Source organism: Gammaproteobacteria bacterium (assembly GCA_021647245.1).
Classification (GTDB): Bacteria; Pseudomonadota; Gammaproteobacteria; order RBG-16-57-12; family RBG-16-57-12; genus JAFLJP01.
The window spans coordinates 1-16143 of record JAKIVC010000006.1; the positions used below are offsets into that span (position 1 = coordinate 1).

General features: G+C 50.3%; 15 protein-coding genes and 2 pseudogenes. 13 read left to right on the plus strand and 4 right to left on the minus strand.

The genetic code is table 11. The annotated features are described in order from the left end of the window. Window positions 1-417 precede the first annotated feature (417 nt). The 3 genes and pseudogenes from L3J94_02770 (at window position 418) to L3J94_02780 (ending at window position 1948) form a co-directional block, all read left to right on the plus strand. Window positions 418-954, plus strand: a pseudogene (locus L3J94_02770) (carboxymuconolactone decarboxylase family protein). A 48-nt stretch (window positions 955-1002) separates the two neighbouring features. After that, window positions 1003-1329, plus strand: a pseudogene (locus L3J94_02775) (P-II family nitrogen regulator). A 22-nt stretch (window positions 1330-1351) separates the two neighbouring features. Further along, window positions 1352-1948 carry a DUF2231 domain-containing protein gene (locus L3J94_02780; GenBank protein ID MCF6217679.1) on the plus strand — a complete coding sequence of 199 codons (597 nt, stop codon included), beginning with the start codon at window positions 1352-1354 and terminating at the stop codon, window positions 1946-1948. 7 nt (window positions 1949-1955) lie between these two features. On the opposite strand, the gene L3J94_02785 is transcribed toward L3J94_02780, so the two are convergent. Genes L3J94_02785 through L3J94_02800 form a run of 4 tightly spaced genes read right to left on the minus strand, consistent with a single transcriptional unit; the run spans window position 1956 to window position 6028 of the window. Then, window positions 1956-2621 carry an energy transducer TonB gene (locus L3J94_02785; protein ID MCF6217680.1) on the minus strand — a complete coding sequence of 222 codons (666 nt, stop codon included), beginning with the start codon at window positions 2619-2621 and terminating at the stop codon, window positions 1956-1958. 9 nt (window positions 2622-2630) lie between these two features. Next, window positions 2631-3029, minus strand: coding sequence for a biopolymer transporter ExbD (locus L3J94_02790; protein ID MCF6217681.1), 399 nt, complete (start codon window positions 3027-3029; stop codon window positions 2631-2633). Next, complete coding sequence (locus L3J94_02795; protein ID MCF6217682.1) at window positions 3019-3696, minus strand: MotA/TolQ/ExbB proton channel family protein; 678 nt, start codon at window positions 3694-3696, stop codon at window positions 3019-3021. The genes L3J94_02790 and L3J94_02795 overlap by 11 nt, the downstream gene beginning before the upstream one ends. A gap of 55 nt (window positions 3697-3751) precedes the next feature. Continuing rightward, window positions 3752-6028 (minus strand): TonB-dependent receptor, encoded by a 2277-nt coding sequence (locus L3J94_02800; GenBank protein ID MCF6217683.1) that lies wholly within the window; start codon window positions 6026-6028, stop codon window positions 3752-3754. Between the two features lie 441 nt (window positions 6029-6469). Between L3J94_02800 and L3J94_02805 the strand changes: the two genes are divergently transcribed. From L3J94_02805 to L3J94_02850, 10 genes are all read left to right on the plus strand, one after another. After that, window positions 6470-6874 (plus strand): MerR family transcriptional regulator, encoded by a 405-nt coding sequence (locus L3J94_02805; protein MCF6217684.1) that lies wholly within the window; start codon window positions 6470-6472, stop codon window positions 6872-6874. A gap of 37 nt (window positions 6875-6911) precedes the next feature. Continuing rightward, on the plus strand, window positions 6912-7346 hold the full coding sequence (locus L3J94_02810; protein MCF6217685.1) for a hypothetical protein: 435 nt from the start codon (window positions 6912-6914) through the stop codon (window positions 7344-7346). Between the two features lie 55 nt (window positions 7347-7401). Beyond that, on the plus strand, window positions 7402-10167 hold the full coding sequence (gene cadA, locus L3J94_02815) for a cadmium-translocating P-type ATPase (protein ID MCF6217686.1): 2766 nt from the start codon (window positions 7402-7404) through the stop codon (window positions 10165-10167). A gap of 95 nt (window positions 10168-10262) precedes the next feature. After that, window positions 10263-10697 (plus strand): hypothetical protein, encoded by a 435-nt coding sequence (locus L3J94_02820; protein MCF6217687.1) that lies wholly within the window; start codon window positions 10263-10265, stop codon window positions 10695-10697. A 28-nt stretch (window positions 10698-10725) separates the two neighbouring features. Further along, entirely contained in the window at window positions 10726-11349 is a 624-nt protein-coding gene (locus L3J94_02825) for an isoprenylcysteine carboxylmethyltransferase family protein (protein ID MCF6217688.1), read from the plus strand. Window positions 11350-11425: 76 nt separating this feature from the next. Then, window positions 11426-11749 (plus strand): PilZ domain-containing protein, encoded by a 324-nt coding sequence (locus L3J94_02830; protein ID MCF6217689.1) that lies wholly within the window; start codon window positions 11426-11428, stop codon window positions 11747-11749. Continuing rightward, window positions 11746-12465 carry a class I SAM-dependent methyltransferase gene (locus L3J94_02835; GenBank protein ID MCF6217690.1) on the plus strand — a complete coding sequence of 240 codons (720 nt, stop codon included), beginning with the start codon at window positions 11746-11748 and terminating at the stop codon, window positions 12463-12465. The genes L3J94_02830 and L3J94_02835 overlap by 4 nt, the downstream gene beginning before the upstream one ends. Window positions 12466-12557: 92 nt before the next feature. Further along, window positions 12558-13910: an APC family permease gene (locus L3J94_02840; protein MCF6217691.1), complete on the plus strand. Its 1353-nt coding sequence runs from the start codon at window positions 12558-12560 to the stop codon at window positions 13908-13910. 118 nt (window positions 13911-14028) lie between these two features. Beyond that, on the plus strand, window positions 14029-15177 hold the full coding sequence (locus L3J94_02845) for a phospholipase D-like domain-containing protein (GenBank protein MCF6217692.1): 1149 nt from the start codon (window positions 14029-14031) through the stop codon (window positions 15175-15177). 251 nt (window positions 15178-15428) lie between these two features. After that, complete coding sequence (locus tag L3J94_02850; GenBank protein ID MCF6217693.1) at window positions 15429-16142, plus strand: lycopene cyclase domain-containing protein; 714 nt, start codon at window positions 15429-15431, stop codon at window positions 16140-16142. The last annotated feature ends 1 nt before the right edge of the window (window position 16143 follow it).

Here is a 16143-nt window from a genome sequence, read left to right on the forward strand (position 1 = left end):
GTGTGCGTAAATAGCGCAAGCACGGTTCTGAGAGGGGTGTGGCAACAATGGTAGAAGCAGGAAATCGGCCGTGTGATGGCCATCATGATCCTGATAAAGCTAGAGGAACCCATCTACTCGACCAAATACAATATTGACGCTATGTTTTTTAGACCTGACAAACTAAACTTTTATCTTCTTCCATCATACGCCTCAATCCCAAGCGAACTGAGAGCAGCATGGATAACCAAGGATAAGTCATACAACAAAAAGAGTAATATTGCATTTGACCCCTTTTTTCTTTTCTTTTCTTTTCTTAGTTTAGGGGCGGCAACATGACAAAACTGTAATGAGTATGTCACCCGATAGACAGGGTGCGGTTACTAGACTCCTACAAGTCTATAGGCTTTCGCGTGATTCATAATAGGAGGAGTGGCTATGTCAATCATCAGCACCGCCGCCGAGTATAAGTTCCCTTGGTATGTGAAGCTCTTTTTCTGGAATCAAAAGCGGAAATATGGTGCGGTTCTGGAGCCTGCTCGACTGTGGGGGCGGTCACCTAAAGTGTTTGCTTCCCTTGCGCTGCTCTATGGTGCTTTTGACTGTGCCTCTTCACCGTTGGAACCGGCTTTAAGGACATTAATAACGGTGCGGGTTTCGCAGATAAATGGGTGTCCTTTCTGTGTCGATATTAACTCTTCCACTGCACTAAAGCGGGGTATCGGTGAGGAGAAGCTCATCCAGCTTGCAGCGTTTGCTGATTGTGATCTGTACAGTGATCAGGAGAAAGCGGCACTCCATTATGCTGAGGCGATGACCTATAGCAATAGACAGACCCACGAAGCACACTTTGAGGTGCTGCGTCGGTACTTTGATGATGATGCGATTATAGAGATGACCGGGTTGATTGGCTTTCAAAATATGTCGAGTAAATTTAATGCAGCGCTTGGTGTGGAGCCGCAGGGTTTTTGTGCGGTGGCACCACAGCCGGTTATGAGTGAGCCCCAAAAAAGAGGTGAAAATATGAATTACCGAAAAATAACCGCGATTATCCAGCGTGATGTGCTGGAGAAGGTAGAGAAGAGGCTGCAAGACCTTGGGGTGAGTGGTATTAGTGTGACCAAGGTGAAGGGTTACGGTGAGTATGTGGACTTTTACTCGAGCGACTGGATGGTGAGCCATGCACGGATTGAGATATTTACGAAAGAGAAAAATGCCGAAACCATTGCCTAGGCGATCATAGATACAGCCCATGTGGGACTGGCGGGAGATGGAATCGTCGCGGTACTGCCAGTAGAAAAGCTCTACCGTATTCGAACCCGCTCTGAGGCGGTGGTAGAAAACGTCTAATAAATTTATAAGGAACCGAGTAATGCCTGAAATCATCCCTAATTTTCATCCCATTTTTGTCCACTTTACGGTGGCGCTACTCTCACTCTCTGTGGCTCTGCATGTGGTGATGTTTTTTGTCAAATCACCGTTAAAAGAGCAGTGGAAAACGGTGGCAAACTGGTCGCTCTGGTTTGGTGCTGGAGTGACTGTTATTACCGCGCTTACCGGGCTGGATGCTTATAACACGGTTGCCCATGACACCCCTTCTCATCTGGCGATGACCGAACACCGTAACTGGGCGGTAGTTACTGTTACGCTGTTTTTGACATTGGCTGCCTGGTCGATTATCTGGGCCAGAAAAGAGAGCGCTAGGGGGGTCGCCTTTGCAGCCTGTATGGTTATTGCGGGGGGTGTTTTAGGCGCTACTGCCTGGCACGGCGGTGAGTTGGTTTACCGCTATGGTTTAGGCGTGATGTCGTTGCCGCAGTCCGAAGGTGACGGGCATTCTCATGCGCACGGTGAGGGTGGCGGTCATGCCCATGGAGATGACAAGGGGCAGGTGACCGATCACGACGATATGATGGACTTTAGTGGCATGGATGAGATGAGTGATGATGGGCACGATCACAAACATTAGCAAACGGTTACTGCAAGGCAAACAGTACCGGCACGATAAACTCTACCTTCTGGCGCGGGTCGTTTTCAGGTATGGGCGGGAAAGGATTTGCCCGCTCTGCCATCTTGAGGGCCGCTTTATCAAGCAAGCGGTTACCACTGCGCTGTTCTAATGTGACGCTTTTGGTCTGGCCATTGCGATCGATTAAAATGCGTAACCAGACTTCACCTTCAATACGCATCCGCTTGGCTTGACGGGGGTATTTTTTCTGCTGCTCTAGCCAGGCGCCCAGTTGCTGCTCATATTGTGCGCTCGCTACGGCACTTAACGGTGCGGGGGCGACATCTTGTCTGGGGGCGTTCTGCTCGATCACTGGGTGCGCTACCACTTCGGGGATATTTTCAACGGGTAGTGGTGTGGGTTTAATGACAGGCTCAGGCTTTTGAATGATGGGCTCTGGCTCTGGCTCTGGCTCTGGTTTTGGTTGTACCGTGGGTTCAGTTTTTGGTGTAGGGGCAGCCGCTGTTACACGGGTCTGCTCGGCGGCAATCGCCAACAGACTGACTCGAAGCATTTTCTCCGGTGGTTTTTCTACCAATAGGGGCGCAGGTAGCACCAACCAAGCCGCCACGCCAGCGTGTAGCGCAAGTGTGACGAGCAGTGCAATGCTCATCTGTCGCCATGTAATTGACATCGGTATGCTCTACTTCTGTAGGGTTGCTAACGCAACGTTGTTGCCACCGGCAGCTCGGATCTCATCCATAATCGCCAGCAGTTGCTGCACTTCAGTGTGGGCATCACTTTTTAGGGTGATGGTGAGTTCACTGTTGCCTGCAATCAGTGGTTTGATGGCGTTGCCAAGTTCGCTGAGTTGGAGGGTTTTGCCGTTGAGTGCGAGCTGGCCCTCTCTATTGAAGGCGACCACTATCGGCCTCTCTTCGGTGAGGGTGGCGCTGCTGGATTTAGGTAGCTCCAGCTCAATCGCTTCGGGTACTAAAAAGGTGCTGGTTAACATAAAAAACACCAATAACAGAAAGACGATGTCGATGAGTGGAGCAATATCGAGGTGCGAGTGAATGCGTGCACGGCCTTCAAATTCCATGGGTCTCATCCTCGATTTTCTCATCATCGCGGCTAGAGATGTTACTGGGTGTTTTACCAAAATGGCGCAATACCCGAATACTCACATCTTTCATGGAGGCGCGTACATGGTCAACTTCACCTTCCAGATAGTAGAAGGCCGCCATCGCCGGAATCGCTACGGTTAAACCAAAGGCGGTGGTGAGTAGCGCTTCCCAGATCCCCCCGGAGAGGATCGATGGATCAACCTGACTGCCCGCCGCTTCAAGGCTCATGAAGGCGGCGATCATACCGGTCACCGTTCCCAATAATCCCAATAGTGGACTCAAGTGGGCGATGGATGAGAGCCCGCGCAGCCATGATTCAAGGTTGCGTATCTGGGCCGAGCCGATGCGGCTCACTTCCGCCTCGACATCTTTTGCGTTCATGGCGGGATCAGCGCCGCAGCGTATGGCGCTCTCCATGACATGGGCTACCGGGCTGCGCTGTTTTTTTAAGGCCGCTAATGCCGTGTGGTGGTCATGGTGCTGGAGTGCCGTGAGTGCAGGGTCGACAAAGTCCAGGCGCCGCAAACCGCTACGAAAGAACTGAAACAGCTTCAGTAGGATAATGGTGACGGCCAGTATCGACATGGCGAGTAATACCCACATCACCGGCCCACCTTGTTGGAATAGATCGACTATGTTCATGTTTATTTACCGTGGTTTTGATTGTTGAGAGAGCGCTCTTTAAAGAAAGGGTGGTTTACATATCCACCTCAATGCCGGCATAAACAAACCGTGGTAAACCACCGCGTGCGCCATAGGGTTGACGTGATACCACATATGTCGCATCAAAGATGTTCTGTACTCCACTGAAAATTTTCACGGTTTCATTCAGGCGATAAAAGGCTGAAATATCAGCGGTAAAATAGCGATCTGTTTTGCCATATCGTGCATCGGGATCACCCGCGCCGTTGATCTGATCATTAACATTGCTGGCACTGGTATAGGTGGCGCTTACATAGTTACCGGAGATGAATGCGCCCCATTTTTGGGTCTCGATACCCGTGCCGAGGCTCAAGGTGAGTGCCGGAATATAGGGAACGGCGTTGCCCGCTTTGCCATAGCTGAAAATAGACTCGGCATCGGTAGAGATCGAGTCATTTTTTTGTGTAGCATTGGTGTAGGTGGCACTGATAAAAGAGGGGTTGCTCAGCCCCCAGCTATTAGCAAGACCGGCATCATATTGAAGGGCAAGCTCGATACCCAAAGTATCCAACTCTCCAAAATTTTCATCCTCACCGGTTCCGGTACCGCCGACGTTGTCGGTGACGATCAAGTCATTAAAAGCGGTGTAGAAAAATGTGCTTTCAGCGGCGAATGCCTGTGCTGGGTTGGCATAGCGTACGCCCACTTCAAAGGCGGTACTGGATTCCGGGTCAAGACCGCCTCGGGTACCTCGTGGGCTGGGGGTGGAGTAGCCGGTGTGCAGGCTGCTAAACCCCGTCCATTGTGTGTTGATCTGGTACGCCGCACCCACACCATAGGCGTTGACACTAAAGCTGTTTTCGCCATCTCGGCCTTTGGTGCCACCGGCGCTTTGCAGGGTGCCCTTGGGTTCTTCGGAGGTCTGATTGAGCTGCTCGTAACGAAATCCGGGGGTAAAAGTCCAGGCGCCGGTTTCAATGGTGTCTTGAACAAACAGTGCCAATGCTTTGGTTTTTTGATAACGATTACCGGCAGCGCCCGGGGTGCCACGGCTCACTGCGGTGATGAGGCCATTACCATCCTGAGTGTAGGTGTCCTGCCACTGAAAGCGCGTTATATCATCCTCGTGCAGTCGAAGACCGGCCATGATTTCGTGTTGGATATCACCGTTCGAAAAACGAAAATAACCCACTGTTTCGATGCCTTGTGTAGTGTAGGATCGGTTGTTGGCCTTGATATCCATATCACAAGGCCCGCGCCCTTTCATGCATGTTTGTGATGGGCCGGGTGTCTCCACAACGGCGGCGATTTTATCTCCATTAATACTGCTGAGTTTGTACCAGTTGCGTTTGAAGTCAGTTTGGTAGAGGGTGGTAATAACATCGATATCATCTGTAGGGCTGATGCTCCAGCGCAGAGATGTCTGGCTCTGTTCACTCTTGATGTTATCAAAACGTGACGCGGCATAACGGCGTGTTGGGTCGGCATCAAAGTCGGCTTGGCTCAAGCCGAGGTAGGTCTCATTAGCATCCAGCTCACTGCTACCGTATTTAAACTCAAAACGCTGATAGATTGTGCTGTCTGGTTCCCATGAAAGTTTAATCATGGCATCTGTTTTAGAAAATCCGGTCTCATCTCCGTTGCGAAAATCAGCACGCTCATCAATTTTTTTGAAACCATCACTCTGTCGGCGATACCCCTCCAGCAAAATACCGAACTGACCGGCGGCACCGGCATCAAAAGTATTTCCTACATAGGCGTGGGTGCGTTGCTCGTTAAAGCGGCCAAAGGTTGACTTTAGATACGCTTTCTCTTGGGTTGGAATCGCTGTTGAGAGGTAGTTGATAACGCCACCGGTAGTGTGTGGGCCATATTTTATCTGGCTGGAACCTTTCAATACCTCTAGTCCACTCATGCGCCCTGCGGTGGGTGAATAGTAAGCAGCGGGTGCGGTGTAGGGGGCGGGGGACATCATCACGCCATCTTCCATAACGGTTACCTTAGAGCTGCGGGTGGTATCCACTCCTCGCAAACTGATGCTTGGAAAGAGACCAAAACCATCCTCTTCACGCACATAGACACCCGGTACTTTGCGTAGCACGCGATTCACATCATCATAATTCTGCTGGCGAATATCCTCTTTTTTAACAACCTGAGCAGAGCCGGGTATTTTTTCAATATTCGCCGGATTGCCGATCACCATAATCTTATCAAGCACCTTGGCACCCGCATGGGCATCAACCGCCATCTTATCTGCTGCACCCGCAGGAAGTGCCAGGCCAAGTGCCGCCATGGTGATAGCGCCGTGCAGTAAACGGTATTGTTTTTTCACTGTTATATTTCCTCAATAAGGGTTGCTGTAGCGGGCTTTACCCAGATCATGCTGTATCGCTCGCTAGCATTGAATAGGGGGTAGCTGAGTAAATTATGAACGCATTGAATGCAAATGTAAATGATAATTACTATCGTTCGCATTTAAAAAAGGGGGGGTGAATGGCATGGGGGGTTCTGTTTTGCGTAGAGCACGCGCTCAGATGTACAGGTGCATTTATGACAGCTTTGTAATGAACATGTCACCACAGTGACATCCTAAACCGTCTATCGTTAAGCAAAGAAGCGATTGTCTAGGGTCTTTCGGCTGATGAGATTGTCAGCCGCACCACTCGATTGGGTTGGATCCTTCTCGGATAAAAAAATAGTGCATTGACCTGTGTGCAACACATAGGCCTTACTCTTGGGAGTAGGGCCGCAGGAATGGGAAGAGAGTGAAGCAATGCTAACGGTTGGAACGTTATCAAAAGCGACAAAAACCACACCCGACACGGTGCGTCACTATGTGCGCATCGGATTATTAACGCCCACTCGAAACCCTGTAAACGGTTACAAGCTTTTTTCTGATAATGATTTAAAAAAGTTGGCGTTTATTCGCCGTGCTAAAGGGCTTGGCTTTACGTTAGGTGATATACAAACCATTTTTGACCACAGCAGTGATGGAGAGTCGCCCTGTCCGGTGGTGCGCGACATGATTCAACAACGGATTGATGAAAATAGAGTGCGACTCTTCGAATTGAACAACCTGCAACAACGTATGGATGAAGCTCTTAATAGATGGAAGGAGATGCCGGATGGCGAACCGGATGGTGAGGCGATCTGCCACCTGATTGAATCCATAAAATGATATTTATGACCTACCTAAACTAACCGGGAGAGCGAAAATGAACATTAAATTATTGGCTGTAACAACCACGGCTCTGATGCTGTTATCAACACCGTTGCTGGCAGACAGCAGCCATCATAAAGAGAAAGAAAATAGCACTGAAAAGACTCTCCAGTCAGATGGAATGGCCACGATGGAGATGGAAAAAATGCATCAACATATGAACGAAATGAAGGCGATTATGATGCGAATTCACAGTGCAGAGAACAAGCAGGAGAAGAAAAAACTGCTGCGGCAACATATGCAGGTGATGCACAAAGGGATGGCTATGATGCCCAAAGGTATGCAAGGAAATATGTCGGGCATGATGGCCCCCGAAAAGATGAAAAACTGTCACAGCATGATGATGCAGCGTATGGATATGATGCAAAATATGATGGAGCAGATGATGGAGCAGATGATGCAGCAACAAAAAATGAGTATGGAAAAGTAGTGATTGCGCAGGCCTAGCCTGTGAGTAGGTTAAAGATGATAAAAGGATATGGGTTATGAAAAGCGATCCGGTATGCGGAATGCGTGTTACTAAAGAGTCAAAATATCACGCTGAGTACCAAGGGCAGCGTTATCACTTTTGTAGTGAGCATTGTCAGCATAAATTTGAGGATGATGCTGAAAAATATCTACCGAGTGAGGCGCTGGTGGATCCGGTATGTGGCATGAGTGTCACTGAGGCATCTGAACATCATGCAGAGTATGAAGGTGAAAAATACACTTTTTGCAGTGCAGGTTGTTTGAGTAAATTTTCGGCATCACCGACCCAGTATCTGGCAGAAAATAAGGGTAAAGAGAAGGGTGGCTGCTGTTGCAGCAGTAAAAAACAGGCAGAATCGAAGCCAGCAGGAAAAACAGAGGGGTGTTGCGGTGGCCAGAAGAGTGCCACGCCCGAGCCAGCAGAAAAAACAGAGAGTTGCTGCGGTGGCAAAGCGGCGGCCGAACCAGAGCCGACAGCAGAAAACCCCCACAGCTGTTGTGATGGAAAATCACAGGTGTCTCACGCCACACAAGCATCAAATCAGCCTGTGGATGAGTCTGCAATCTACACCTGCCCGATGCACCCGGAAGTGGAGCAACAAGGCCCTGGCAGCTGCCCTAAATGTGGCATGGCACTGGAGCCAAAAGGGGTTCCCGTCATCGCCACCAAAACTCAATACACCTGTCCGATGCATCCAGAAATTATTCAGGATCACCCTGGCTCCTGTCCCAAATGTGGTATGGCGTTAGAGGCAATGACGGTTGAAGTGGAGGATGACACCAGCGAGCTGGACTATATGAGCCGCCGCTTCTGGATCAGCGCCCTGTTCGCCATTCCGGTTTTTTTCAGTGCCATGGCCGCTGAGTTTTGGCCACAGGCGATGGCTGAATTGATTGAACCCAACCTTCGCCAGTGGATTGAGATGGTGCTCTCAGCCCCGGTGGTCATCTGGGGTGGCTGGATATTTTATGTGCGTGCAATTCAGTCGCTGGTTACGCGTAACCTTAATATGTTTACCCTGATTGGACTGGGTGTCTCTGTGGCCTGGAGTTACAGCGTTATCGCCACCGTTTTCCCCGGTATTTTTCCACCCGAAGTGCTTAACAAAGTCGGTGTTGTACCCGCTTATTTCGAGGCGGCGGCGGTGATTACTGTATTGATACTGCTGGGACAGATGTTGGAGTTGCGGGCGCGCAGCCAGACCAATGCGGCGATCAAGCTGCTGCTGGGGCTTGCGCCCAAGACCGCACGTATTGTACGAGAAGATGGCAGTGAAGAAGATATTCCCATGGAGCACGTGCAGGTGGGTGACACGCTTCGGGTACGGCCAGGTGAAAAAGTCCCCGTCGACGGCACTACCCTTAGCGGTGAAAGCAATGTTGATGAATCGATGGTCACAGGAGAGCCGCTACCGGTTGCCAAAGCAGCGGGAGAACGTTTGATTGGTGCCACGGTTAACGGTACCGGCAGCTTGTTGATGCGCGCCGAAAAAGTGGGTTCAGACACACTGCTATCACAGATCGTCAAAATGGTCGCTGAGGCGCAACGCTCCCGGGCACCCATCCAAAGGCTGGTCGATACCGTTTCCGGTTACTTTGTCCCGGTGGTGGTGCTCATCTCAATAATTACTTTCATCGTTTGGAGTCTGTGGGGGCCAGAGCCTGCGATTGCTTATGCGGTGATTAATGCGGTAGCTGTGCTGATTATTGCTTGCCCTTGTGCATTAGGCTTGGCAACACCGATGTCAATTATGGTGGGCACCGGCAAAGGGGCCATGATGGGCGTGTTGTTTAAAAACGCGGAATCATTAGAGGTGTTACGAAAAGTCGACACCTTGGTGGTTGACAAAACCGGCACCCTCACTGAAGGCAAGCCCAAGCTAGTTTCAGTCATGGCCACCGAGGGTTTTCAGGAGAATGAAAATCTGCGCCTTGCCGCCACGCTTGAACGGGCCAGCGAGCATCCACTGGCTGAGGCTATTGTACAGGGTGCTGAGGCGAGAGGTGTGGCGTTGACTCAGGCTGATGACTTTCAATCGGTTACCGGTATGGGTGTTACGGGAGTGGTTGATGGGCGCCAGGTGGCACTGGGCAATATTAAACTGCTGGAGAGTTTGGGTATCCACGCCGGTGCCCTTCCACAACAGGCAGACAACCAGCGGGCTGAAGGTCAAACTGTGATGCTATTGGCCATTGATGGCAAGGCGGCTGGCTTGATCGGTGTGGCCGACCCCATTAAAGAGACGACCCCCGAAGCGATCCGTGACCTGCATGGTGAGGGGATCAAAATTGTGATGCTCACCGGTGACAGTCGCAAGACCGCAGAAGCGGTCGCCGCCAAGCTGGATATTGATCAAGTACACGCCGAGGTGCTGCCAGAGCAAAAGGCCGAAGTGGTCAAGCAGTTACAGGCCGAAGGTCATATTGTTGCCATGGCGGGTGATGGCATCAACGATGCTCCGGCGCTGGCTCAAGCCCATGTGGGGATTGCCATGGGCACCGGTACCGATGTCGCCATGGAGAGCGCCGGTGTCACCCTGGTTAAAGGCGATCTGCGAGGCATCGTGCGGGCCAGACGTCTGAGCCGTGCAACCATGCGTAATATCCGTCAAAACCTCTTTTTTGCCTTTATCTATAACACGGCGGGCGTACCCATTGCCGCCGGTTTACTCTACCCAGCCTTTGGCTTGTTGCTCTCGCCTATTTTTGCGGCGGCGGCGATGGGATTTAGTTCAGTGTCGGTGATTACTAATGCACTTAGATTAAAGAGGGTTAAGTTGTAATGGCGTTAACCCCCTTCGCCCCCCTTTTTTTTAAAGGGGGGGGTGAAGGGGTGTTTTTCCGCACCAAGCGGCTCATGCAAAAGAGGAGCAAGACAATGTTATATAGAAATATAGCGGTTTTTTTCTGTTTACTGTTTGCGGCCAGTCTAGTGATGGCTGATGACTCTAATCGCCATCTTCAAATAGATGGTATGGATGTTTACCTAGGTGTTATTCCGGCACAGTTAACCTCGGAAAAAATGCACAACAGCGCAACCCCTAAAGAGCATGGTTATCACATCCTGATTGCCATTTTTGATAGTAAAAACGGCCTGCGCATTGCGGATGCCAAGTTAAAAGCTACGGTGGGTCTTCTGGGTGTTACGGGCTCTTCAAAAGAGTTGGAAGTGATGCCAGGAAATGCCTTGAGTTATGGCAACTACTTCATGATGCATCAAGCCGAGCGCTACCGTATCGTGGTCGAAATTCAGCGAAAAGGGAGCCATAAAAAATCCATTGCACCTTTTGTATATCAGCGTCCAAAAGATTGATTTTAGGGTTAACAAGGGGTGTCAAAAAATGCACGGTGGGGATCTCGAATACGCTTATGGCATGTGGGTAGTTGCCGCCTTTAATGTCGGGCTGTTTCTGTTTTTTATCTTGAGCTTTCTTAAGCCAAGGGGAGGGCAGGAGTGGCGTAGCATGGGAGTGGTGGTTGCCTTTCTGGTAGCACTTTTTAGTGAAATGTATGGTTTCCCGCTCACCATCTATCTACTCACCGGTTGGCTGGGCGATGCTTACCCTGCTCTGCAACCCTTTAATCACAAACTGGGGCACCTCTGGGTAGTGGTATTTGGTGGCTCAAATCTGGCCTGGATCATTGTGATGGGCTTAAGTCTGCTGTTGATGCTGATGGGTTACACCCTGCTCTCAAAAGGCTGGACACAGATCCATGCCGCCCGAGGCGAGCTGGTAACCGATGGTATTTATGCTTACGCCCGCCACCCACAATATACAGGGCTGTTTCTGCTCATTATCGGTTTTTTGGTGCAGTGGCCTACCTTTCTCACGGTGTTGATGGCACCCATGATGCTCTACGCCTATGTACACCTGGCGCGGGTAGAAGAGCGGCGCGCCGAGGTCGAATTCGGCGAAACATACAGTGAATATGTGCATAAAACAGCGGCTTTTTTCCACCGCTAGACCAGTGGAAGGCATTTCTCACCGTTGAGGTGCATGGTGAGGGGAGCCGCTAATGGCAAGTTCAAGGAGCTTGAATATGGAACATCGATATAAAAAACGCTTTCAGTTCTCTTTGGATGTCACTGTCAGGGGAGGTGATGGTTCGATTCTGTATGGCCGAAGTTGCGATATCTCCAGCGAGGGTATGTTTATTGAACTGAACGAGAGCGTACCCATACATACGGCGGTCGATGTTGAATGCTCATCTTGTGGGTATTTACCTGCTTTGGTGGTGCACAGCGGGGATAGGGGGATCGGTGTGATGTTTCGTGCGACAAGCCTCGATGAAAAAGAGTTTCTGGATCAGTTGCTTTCAGGAACGTTAGTAGAGCAGGTTGAACACCACAGTGGAAGGTCATGAATATTTGGTATCGTTTTATCGATGGTAAACCCGAATATTTGGTGCGTAACTATTGGTGGGCCTATCTCTGGCATTGGGGTGTCTGGTTTTTTGATCATCAACTGATTATCAATGCGATTCTTTTTGGCCAGTACAAAACACTCTCTCAACGGGCACTAAGCGACTGCATGAAAGAGCGGCCAGAAGGGCGGATGTTACAACTCACCTGTGCTTATGGAAGCATGACACCCTCGCTGCTCAAAGCGATGGATGATGAGCTTTATCTTATGGATGTAGCGGATATTCAGCTCAGAGCAACCCAGAAAAAACTGACGGATGCAGATAAAAAGCGGTTACTTTGTGCGCGTATGAATGCAGAGTACCTTGCCTATGGTGATGATGTATTTACCACGGTTTTAATCTTCTTTCTACTGCACGAATTGCCACCTGATGCGCGGGAACGCAGCCTTGGAGAGGCCATTCGAGTACTCAAACCTGGCGGTCGCTTTGTTATCACTGAATATGGCGCCTCTCCTAAAAAGCACCTGCTGTGGCGGTTTCCAGTAACACGCTGGGTATTGCAGCGTCTGGAACCCTTCCTGGGGAGTTTTTGGCAGGTAGATTTGATGGAGATGTTGAATAAACATGCAAAAAAACAGGGCAAGGTGATTCGGCAGATTGATGCGTTTTACTGTTTTTCTGATTTTTATCAGGTTTCTGTTTTTGAGCTTAATTGAAAGCTCAAGGACAAGTGAACTAAAAAGATAATGCTCATAGCTGTGCGGCTATCCAGGCGCAATGTTAAGAGCACCTCATCAAAGGGCTCCCTATGGAAAATCACTCTCAACACAATAAAAAACTGCAGTATAAGAAAAATAGCCTGACCTTATTGGGCGCGGTATCCATGGGTACTGGGGTGATGATCGGCGCGGGCATTCTAGCGCTGACCGGGCAGATTGCAGAGCTTGCAGGTTCGCTGTTTCCGCTGGCGTTTCTTGCGGCGGCGGTGGTAACAGGATTTAGTGCATACTCCTATGTGAAGCTATCCAACGCCTACCCTTCGGCAGGTGGTATTGCGATGTTTTTGCAAAAAGCCTACGGCAAGGGCGTGATGACAGCGGCGGGCGCACTGCTGATGTACTTTTCAATGGTTATTAACCAAAGTCTAGTGGCAAAAACCTTTGGTACTTACAGTGTTCAACTGTTTGATATTGATCCGGGCAGCTGGATCGTGCTGGCGCTGGCGGTTGGTTTGCTTATTTTTGCCTTTCTGCTCAATGTTTCGGGTAACCGTGCGATTGGTTTTTTCTCGCTGGTGATGGCCTTTATTAAAATTGGCGGCATTGTGGTATTTGCCGTGGGTGGTTTATGGATTGCAGACTTTTCGTTTGAAAGTAGTCCGGTGACAAGCGAGGCAGATGCTACTGTTACCGGGTTTATTGCCGCTATGGCGTTGGCGATTTTGGCTTATAAGGGCTTTACCACGATTACTAATAGCGGCTCTGAGATTGTAGATCCTCATCGCAATGTCGGTCGAGCGATTATTATCTCAATTGTGATTTGTGTGGTGATCTATTTTCTGGTGGCACTGGCGGTCGCGGGTAACTTGAGTCTACCGGAAATTATCGCCGCAAAGGATTTTGCACTGGCAGAGGCGGCGCGCCCGGCAATGGGTGACTATGGCCTCTGGTTTACTGTCGCGCTGGCCATTGTTGCCACCGCATCCGGTGTGATCGCCAGCATATTCGCCGTATCACGCATGCTGGCAATGTTAACCGACATGAAGCTGGTGCCCCATCGCCACTTTGGTATGCCGGGTACTATTCAAAATCACACCCTGGTCTACACCATCGTGATTGCTATTTTCCTCACTCTGTTTTTTGACTTAAGCCGTATCGCATCCCTCGGCGCTATTTTCTATCTGTTAATGGATATTGCCGTGCATTGGGGTGTCTACCGCCACCTTCGAAAAGAGATTAAAGCCAACGCGGCGGTTTTGATTACGGCGATTGTTTTTGATGTGGTGGTATTGAGTGCCTTTTTAATCGTGAAAGCCTCCACTGATATGATGGTGATCTATGCCGCGTTGATTGGCGTGTTGATTGTCTTTGTGGGCGAGCGGTACTATTTGCGTCAGCCTGCTGTTACTGATGAGTCAGAAAGCCGTGAACATGGAAAATAGAGAGCAGATGAAACCCTATAACCGTGTATTAATGATAAGGGGTTGAGATGTGATTGATGGTTCACTCGGGTGCCATCGCAGCACAAGACCTGTCAAATAGTGAGAACTACGATAGACTTTGACGATACAATTTTATCCGGGTGCCGAGGGTGTAATGACAACCTCCAGTGTCAGTAACGCGCAGCCAGCTCAACAAGCTGATGACGATTTTATTAAGCTTTATACCGAAGGGGATGAGCTGTTTGATGCCATGCTTGCGAAGATAGCGGCAGCGAAAAAACGGGTCTGGATGGAGACCTATATTTTTGCGGATGATGAAGTGGGGCGCTGTTTTGCTCAGGCTCTAGCAGATAAAGCGAAAGCGGGTGTTGAAGTACACCTTTTGGTGGACGCGTGGGGTTCGCTGTTTCAGTTTTACCGAACACTGGGGCCGCAGCTTAAAATAGCCGGTGTGGAGCTGCACCATTTTCATCGCTGGTATTGGCGTGAGCCCTTCCGATATAACCGCCGTGACCACCGCAAACTGCTGGTAGTGGATGGTGAGGTCGCTTTTTTGGGTGGTTTTAATATTCACCGACAAAGCTCGCAACGCTATTATGGCGCTAAGCGCTGGCGTGATACTCACGCTTCATTTAAAGGGGCGCTAGCACTTCAGGCTGATGAGCTGTTTGATGCCTTTTGGCGGGGCGATAAAAAACATGTACCGCGAGAAGATAAACAGGTGAATAGCGTATTAGTACCCAACCAAACGCGCTCCAGCCGGCGGAGAATCGCCTGTATCTATGCCGACTTTCTGGGCGCTGCCAAACAGCAGGTCTGCCTGACGACACCCTACTTTGTGCCTGATCACCACACCCAGAAAACCTTGCTGGCAGCGGTAAAACGTGGTGTTAATGTGCGTCTGCTAGTACCGTGCTCCAGTGATGTTCGCCTGGCCCGCTGGGCCGCAAATGCAGTGTACGCCTCTCTGCTGGATGCCGGGGTGAAAATTTATGAATATCAGCCGCGAATGCTGCACGCCAAAGTGGCTATTGCCGATGGCCAGTGGGCAACGCTGGGTACCGCCAACCTTGACTACCGCAGCCTGCTTCAAAATTACGAGTTGAACCTGGTCAGTCGAGACCCCGATCTTTGTCAACGTCTGCAAGCACAGTTTGAGGCCGATTTGGCAGAGGCTTCGCCGGTGTGTGCGACACGTTGGCGGCAACGCCGCTGGATTCCTCGGTTGGCTGAACTTTTGGGGTGGAGCGTGCGGCGCTGGTTGTAAACAACGAGTACATCAACCCTGCGGGCGTTTCTGTGGCACTTCGCCTCGGCAATATAAGAGAGTTGATGTACTAGGAGGCTGTCGGACTGAGGTGATCGTAGCGAGGGAAAGCCATTTTGAGTCCATTTTTTTGATCGTTTGAGGCGAATATTGGGCATATTCAACGAAAAGGATCGGAGAAAGGGGCCTGAATGGCTTTTCCGCAGTCGATTCACCCTCAGTCCGACAGCCTCCTAGGGTAAGGGGGAGTGATGAATTCTGATCAATATGTGTGGCTACTCTGGTCGAGTGCGTTCCTAGTTCCGTGGGGGCTAGTCTACTGGCGCTTTCCCGCACAGCGGCGAGCGATGCTATGGGCCAGCCTGTTTACCATGCCGTTTGGCCTGAGCGAGCCTATTTTTGTGCCCGAATACTGGATGCCCCCCAGTCTGTTTGACCTGGCAGAGACGACCGGCTTTGATATCGAAAGCCTGATTTTCTGTTTTGGTATTGGCGGTATTGGGTCGGTATTTTACAACCTGATAAGCCAGAAAGTCCCCCAAGCCGTGGCGGCTTGTACACGCCATCAACACCGTTATCATTATGCAGCACTCTCCACGCCATTTGTTGTATTTATGGTGCTCTACTTCTTCCCCTGGAATCCAATCTACCCCGCTATTATCGCCATGTTTGCCGGCGCATGGGCCACCCTGATGTGCCGACCGGATCTGAAGCGAAAAACCTGGATAGGCGGACTGCTGTTTTTGGTCTATTACGCCATCTTTCTGGCCGGTTTGGAGTGGAGTGCGCCGGGCTATATCGACCGGGTGTGGAATATGGACGTGCTAACCGGTATGACGATTTGGTTTATGCCCATCGAAGAGCTGCTATTCGCCATCGGTTTCGGCATGTATTGGTCGGGTGTTTATGAACACTTTACTTGGAAAAAATTATCTGATGAGGTGAGGCCTAACGTCTCCGGGTGAC